3 protein-coding genes and 1 pseudogene are annotated in these 6,917 nt (G+C 71.8%); 2 read left to right on the forward strand and 2 right to left on the reverse strand.

Annotated elements, in window-relative coordinates:
* Both VFO68_RS15935 and eccCa read right to left on the reverse strand, forming a co-directional pair.
* On the reverse strand, positions 1-950 hold a 950-nt coding region (locus VFO68_RS15935; protein ID WP_325159070.1), incomplete at its 3' end, for an Hsp70 family protein.
* The gene (gene eccCa / locus VFO68_RS15940) at positions 947-4,942 is read right to left on the reverse strand and encodes a type VII secretion protein EccCa (RefSeq protein WP_325159071.1); all 3,996 of its coding nucleotides are present in this window, start codon (positions 4,940-4,942) and stop codon (positions 947-949) included. The genes VFO68_RS15935 and eccCa, both read right to left, overlap by 4 nt.
* Positions 4,943-5,207: 265 nt before the next feature.
* On the opposite strand from eccCa, the gene eccD reads away from it, so the two are divergent.
* Together eccD and VFO68_RS15950 are read left to right on the forward strand one after the other, a co-directional pair.
* The gene (gene eccD / locus VFO68_RS15945) at positions 5,208-6,605 is read left to right on the forward strand and encodes a type VII secretion integral membrane protein EccD (protein ID WP_325159072.1); all 1,398 of its coding nucleotides are present in this window, start codon (positions 5,208-5,210) and stop codon (positions 6,603-6,605) included.
* A pseudogene (locus VFO68_RS15950) lies at positions 6,605-6,917 on the forward strand (serine protease); the annotation flags it as partial. The gene eccD and the pseudogene VFO68_RS15950, both read left to right, overlap by 1 nt.

A 6,917-nucleotide genomic window follows, 5' to 3' on the forward strand; every position in this document is an offset into this window, starting at 1 on the left:
CCCACCAGGAAGATCGCGGCCAACTGCGCGGGGCGCAGGCCCGCCTCGCGGATGGTGCGCTCGGTGAGGTCGGCGGCCCGGCGCAACGGGCCGGCGACCAACCGCTCCAGATCGGAACGGGTCACATGCGTGTCCGGAAACGGCTGCGGGAACGGGATATCGGTGTAGTTGTGCCGGGACAGGGTTTCCTTGGCGGCCCGGACATCCTGATGGATCACCCGGCGGCGCCTGCGGTCCGCCAGCTCCCGGCCCTCCACCAGCGCCCGCCACGCGTCCGGGTCGGTTGCCGACACCAGACCGCCGACATGGTCGAGCAGCAACTGGTCGATGTCGGCGCCGCCGAACGTGGGGTCGCCGTGCGTGGCCAGCACCCGGTAGGCCGCGCCCTGGCGGCGCACCACGCTCACGTCGATCGTGCCCCCGCCCAGATCCAGCACGGCGAGCGCGGGCCCGTCCGGACCGGTGTGCTCGGTGGGAAAGCTCGCGGCGTGGAACACCGCGGCCGCCACCGGCTCCGGGATCAGCGTGAGCCGGCCGGCCAGGCCAGCCGCGGCCGCGCGCAGCGCCTGGGTGCGGGTTCCGCCCCAGTCCGCGGGATGGGTCAGCACGAGCTGCTCGACGGCCGCGCCGCCGGCCACCCGGCGGGCCTCCGCGACGGCCCGGGCAAGCACCGCGCGGATCACCTCGCGCACCCCGACCACCGTGTTGCCCAGCAACAGCTCGGGTTCGTCGATGCGGCGCTTGGGATGCGGCTCGTACCGGGACGGGTCGATCGCCGCCTGGCGGTCGGCCTCCTGCCCGACGAACAGCGTGCCCTCCGGGCCGGCGTACACCGCCGAGGACATCAGCGGGCTGCCGTCGACGGCCACCACCTGCGGCTCGCGGCCGCCGACGGACACGGCGATGCAGGTGCTCGACGTGCCGAAGTCGACCGCGACTCGGAGTGTCACTCCGGTTGGATCCAGGCGACGTGCATGAGCTGCTGGCCGACCTTGCGGCCGACCAGAATGCCGCGGCCGGGTGGCAGCGCACTCGGCTTGGCCGTGCCGAGCAGCGCCCCCTCGTCCTTGCTTCCGCTACCGACCAGGCCGGGGCTGGCGATCTCGCGCAGCTTGCCGATCACCGGGTCGTACATCGACCGGGACGCGCCGCCCGTGCGCCGCACGACGATCATGTGCAGCCCGACGTCCTTGGCCTGCGCCAGGAACTCCGCCAGCGGCTGCAGCGGGTTGCCGGCCTGGGTGGCCACCAGGTCGTAGTCGTCGACGATCAGGAACAGCTCCGGACCCTTCCACCAGGACCGGTTGCGCAGCTGTTCCTGGGTGACGTCCGGGCCGGGCAGCCGCTTGAGCATCGAGTCGCGCACGTCGCCGACCATGCCGGTGAGCTGGTTGGACGACACCGCGTAGCCGAGCAGGTGCTCCGACTCCACGAAACCGAGCATCGTGCGCCGGTAGTCGACCAGGATGATCAGCGCTTCCTTCGCCGTGTACCGCTCGGTGATGCCGCGGATGATCGTGCGCAGCAGGTTGGTCTTGCCCGACTCACCGTCCATGAAGGCCATGAAGTGCGGCTCGGCGTCGAAGTCGAGGTAGACCGGAGCCAGCGCGTCCTCGTTGACACCGATCGGCACCAGCCGGGACTCGCTCGGCCGGCCGTCCAGGGCGAGCAGGTCGGCATAGGGCAGCGTCTCGGGCAGCAGCCGCACCTTGGGCGCGTGCCGGCCGCGCCAGGCGCCGCGGATCTTGGCGATCGCGTCCTGCACGCCGGCCGCCACGTCCTGGTCGTTGGACGAGCCGTCGATCCGGGGCAGGCCGACCAGGAAGTGCAGCTTGTCCCGGGACAGACCGCGGCCGGGATGTCCCTCCGGGACGTTCACCGCCACCCGACGGTCCACTTCGGACTCGCTGGTGTCACCGAGGCGCAGCTCGAACCGGGTACCGAGCAGGTCCTTGAGCGCCGGCCGGATCTCCGCCCAGCGGTTGGCCGACACGATCACGTGCACGCCGTAGGACAGGCCCTGCGCGGCCAGGTTGACCACCTGCATCTCGATGGCCTCGAACTCCTGCCGGAAGTTCAGCCAGCCGTCGACGATCAGGAAGACGTCGCCCCAGGGGTCCTCCTGCAACTCGCCGCGACGCTTGCGGTTGCGGAAGTCGGTCATCGAGTCGATGCTCCGGTTGCGGAACAGCAACTCCCGCTGGGTGACCAGGCTGGACACCTCGGCCACCATCCGGCGCACCTTGTCGGGCTCCAGCCGGCCCGCGACGCCACCCACGTGCGGCAGGCTCTCCAACGTGCCCAGCGTGCCGCCGCCGAGGTCGACGCAGTAGAACTGGGCCTCCTCCGGGGTGTGCGTGAGCGCCATCGACATCACCAGGGTGCGCAGCAGCATGGACTTGCCGGACTGCGGACCGCCGGCCACCGCCGCATGCCCGGCCGCGCCGGAGAAGTCCGCCCACAGCAGGTCGCGGCGCTGCTCGAACGGCTTGTCGATCAGGCCGAGCGGCGGCTGGAGCCGGCCGTTGCCGAAGAACCCGACCGGCGAGAGCCCCCGGTCCTCGGTGGGCTGCAACGGCGGCAACAGGGTGTCCAGCGAGTTCGACGTGTCCAGCGGCGGCAGCCACACCTCGTGCGCGGGCGGGCCCTGGCCGACCAGCCGGCCGACGATCACGTCCAGGTCGCTGACCTCGGTGGGGCCCTCCTGCTTCGGCGCCTCCCGGGGGGCCTCCCGGGGCTTCTCCGGCTCCTTGGGGATCTCCACGTAGTCCGGCACGAACAGCTTGGCCCGCCGGTCGCCGGTGACCGGCGCGGACGGACCGACCGCGCCGGTGATGCCGGCCGGGCGGTACGCCCCGGACACGTAGGCGGCCTTGAACCGGACCATCGTCGAGGTGTCGAACTTCAGGTAGCCCGAGCCCGGGACGGACGGCAGCTCGAAGGCGTCCGGCACGCCGATCGCGGCCCGGGACTCCGCCGCCGAGAACGTCTTCAGACCGATCCGGTAGGACAGGTGCGAGTCCAGACCGCGCAGCTTGCCCTCCTCGAGGCGCTGCGAGGCCAGCAGCATGTGCATCTGCAGCGAACGGCCCAGCCGGCCGATCGCCACGAACAGGTCGATGAAGTCCGGCTTGGCGCTCAGCAGCTCGGAGAACTCGTCCACCACGATGAACAGCGCCGGCAACGGATCGAGGTCCGCGCCGTTCTCCCGGGCCCGCTCGTACTCCCAGACGTTCTTGAAGTTGCCGCCGTTCTTCAGCGCCTCCTGCCGGCGGTTCATCTCACCGGCCAGCGCGTCCTTCATGCGGTCGACCAGGATCAGCTGGTCCTGCAGGTTGGTGATGGTCGCGGCGACGTGCGGCGCCTTGTCCAGGCCGAGGAACGTGGCGCCACCCTTGAAGTCCACCAGCACGAAGTTGAGCGTGGAGGAGGAGTGCGTGGCCAGCATGCCCAGCACCAGGGTGCGCAGGAACTCCGACTTGCCGGACCCGGTCGCGCCGATGCACAGGCCGTGCGGCCCCATGCCCTCCATCGCGGCTTCCTTGATGTCCAGCTCCACCGCCTGGCCGAACTCGCCGACCCCGAACGGAACCCGGTAGCGGTCCCGGACCGAGCGCGGCCGCCACGCCTGCTGCACGTCGAAGGTCATCGGGTCGCCGGGGATGCCGAGCAGCTCCAGCAGCGTCGGGTTGGACAGCAGCGGCTCCTCGTCCCCGACGTCGGCGGCCGCCGCGCCCAGCCGCCACGGGGACAGCTTGCGGGACAGCGCCTCGGCCTCGGCCACGGTGAGCCGGTCCGGGCGGGCGAACCACTCGACCCCGCTGGCGCTGCGGGCGCCGAGCCGGTCCTCCTCCACCACCAGGCGCAGACCGCGCCGGGCGGTCAGGTTGCCGAGGCACTCGGACAGGTCCAACAGCGTGACGCCGACCAGGCCCTCCTCGAGGATGATCTGCTCCTCGCGGGTGACCTCGCCGTCGTCGATGACGATCAGGATGTGCGGCTGGTCCGGCTGCGGCGGCGCGTTGCGGGTGAACCGCTGCCGGTCCCGCAGCTCGTCATCGAGCCACTCCTCCACCTGGGACAGCGAGCCGGCCATCATCCGCAGCTGGCCGATGCCGTCCACCATGGCCGGGTGCTGCACGTGCGGCAGCCACTTGGCCCACTCCCACTCCTGCTTGGCCTTGCCGGCGGTGACGACGGCGATCAGCACGTCGTCGGGCGTGTGGAAGGTCACCAGCTGGGCGATCAGCGCCCGGGCCAGCCCGCGGGTGAGATCCCGGTCGCCGGACAGGCCGACCGCCGCGAAGCCGCGGATGGCGATCTGGATGGGCAGTTCCGGGACGATCGAGTGGGCCCGGACGAACCGGCGCAGCGCGAGCGTCGCGATCGGCTCGAGCTCGTCGACCGGACCGGTCTGCGGCGGCACCAGCCGGGTGGCCAGCCGCTGCGAGCCGCGCCCGGCCCGCAGGTGGCAGAAGTCCGCGTCGGACTGGCGGCGCTCCCACATCCGCCTGCTGGTGGCGATCGACCACAGCGCCTGCGGATCGGGGTGCACCCACTCCAGGGCGGCCCGCTGCTCCAGCGCGGCCTCCCGGGCCCGGTCCCGCATCTGGCCGAGGTAGCGCAGGTAGTCCTTGCGGTCCTCGTTCATCTCGGCCTTCTTCTGGCCGCCGCCGCGCCCGCTGCCGCCGGCCATCATGCCGACCATCGACATCAGCATCATGCCGCCGAACAGCAGGGACGTCGGGTTGCCGCGGAACGCGACGAACATGAACGCCATCATTCCGATGGTGGCCACGATCATCACCGCGGGCAGCATCTTCAGCACGATGCTGCCGGGTATGACGCGCGGCACCTCGGGCGGCGGCTCGAGGTGAACCTCGCCACCCGGCTGACGCGGTGCGGACAGCCGGGGGGACCGCTTGAACTGCAGCGTGCTCACCGATCCGTTACCTCTTCGTACTCGGTCGACCTCGTCCGCAGGCTGCCCAGCATCGGGGCGAACACCGGCAGCACGGCGCTGGTGCCCGGCGGCGGTACCCGCTCGTCCATCCCGGCCTCCCCCCTCTCACTGCCAGTTGCCCGAACCGGCCCACGCATGGTTACCGGCAAGGCCATACTAGGGGCGCTGTGCCTGACCGGGTGCCCGAACGGGTAAGCCGGCCAGCGGGCGCGAAAGACGCGGCAAACGGATTGGGTGATGTTTGGTGGCGACCGGGACAACCGTGTTCAGCCGGGTGACGGTGGTGGCGCCGAGGACACGCATCGACGTGGCGCTGCCGGCCGACGTGGCCGTCGCCGACCTGCTGCCGATGCTGCTGGAGATGGCCAAGGAGGCCACCCCGGACGGCGGCGCGCGGCACGGCGGCTGGTGCCTGGCCAAGCTCGGTGAGGGCACCCTCGACCCCAGCCGCACGCTGGCCTCGCTCAGCGTCGTCGACGGCGAGATGCTGCAACTGCGCCGGCGCTCGGAGACCCCGCCGCCACCGCTGTTCGACGACGTGGTGGACGCCATCGCCGAGGCGTCACCGGACAGCTACCGACCGTGGACCAAGCAGACCGCCAACCGGATCGGCTACGTCGCCAGTGCCCTCGCCATGATCGCCGCGGCGGTCGCCGTGCTGCTGGCCGGGCCGTTGGGCGGCGGCGGCAGGGTGGGGGCGGCGATCGCGGCCGGTGCGACCGCGGTGGCCGCGGTGGCGCTCGGCGCGGTGATCGCCCGCGCGTACCAGGCGGAGACGCCCGGCGTGCTGATCGCCGCGGCCGGCGGGTTGCCGATGGCGTTCGTCTCCGGCCTCTACATCGTGCCCGGCGAGACCGGGCGGGCCAGCCTGCTGCTGGCCTGTGCGCTGGTGCTGATCGTCGCCGCCGCCTCGATCATGCTGATCGGGTCCGGGGTCACCACGTTCGTCGCCGCCGGCAGTGCCGCCGCGCTCGGCGTGATCGCGTTCACGGTGGCGACCCTGATCGCGCACCCGGCGCCCGGCATCGCGGCCGGCACGGTCGCGGTGGCCCTGGCCACCCTGTCGGTGCTGCCCCGGTTGACCATCCAACTGGCCCGGCTGCCGCTGCCGAACGTGCCGGGCAGCGCGGAGGACCTCAAGGAGGACACCGGGTTCCCGGACTACCGCTCGATCGAGAAGCGGGCCGGCCTTGCGCACGAGTACCTGACCGGAATGATCATCGGCTGCGGTGTGGTCACCGCGATCGGCGCGATCGTCACCGCCTCGGCGCGGGACGTGTGGGCGATCAGCCTGGCCGTGGTGGCCACCCTGGTGCTGCTGCTGCGGGCGCGCACCTACGCCAACGGCAGCCAGGCGATCGCGCTGCTGGCCACCGGGATCTTCGCCGCCGCCGGCATCATGATCGGCTGGATGATCGGCGCCAGCCCGCAGGACCGGCTGCTGTGGGTGTTCGGCTCGCTGCTGCTCATCGGGGCGGCCGCGCTGGTGCTCGGGGTGATCTTCCCGGAACAGCGGTTCTCACCGCCGTTGCGGCGCACCGTGGAGATCATCGAGGCGATCTGCATCGCCGTGGTGCTGCCGCTGGCCCTGGCCGTGATGGATCTCTACAGCACGTTGCGACACCTGGATCTCGGGCTGTGATGGGCAGGGTCGCGAGAACCGTCGGCAGGCTGGCCGTTGCCGGGCTGCTGGTGCTGGCCATCCCGGCTCCGGCCGTCGCGCAGCCGCTGGACCAGGGCGAGGGGTACGCCAAGCCGCCACCGCTGCCGGCCGGCACGCCGGTGCCGGCGGACGACGGCAAGCCCGACCTGCCGTACGAGCAGAAGACGCGGTGCGTCGAGTCGCTCAACCAGGGGGTCGTGCTGCCCAACAAGCCGTGGGGCCAGATCCAGCTCAGGTTCGACGAGTTGCACCGGTTCGCCACCGGCAAGGGGCAGAAGGTCGCGGTCATCG

Source organism: Actinophytocola sp., from assembly GCF_035712165.1.
In the GTDB taxonomy this organism is placed as follows: Bacteria; Actinomycetota; Actinomycetes; order Mycobacteriales; family Pseudonocardiaceae; genus DASYTH01.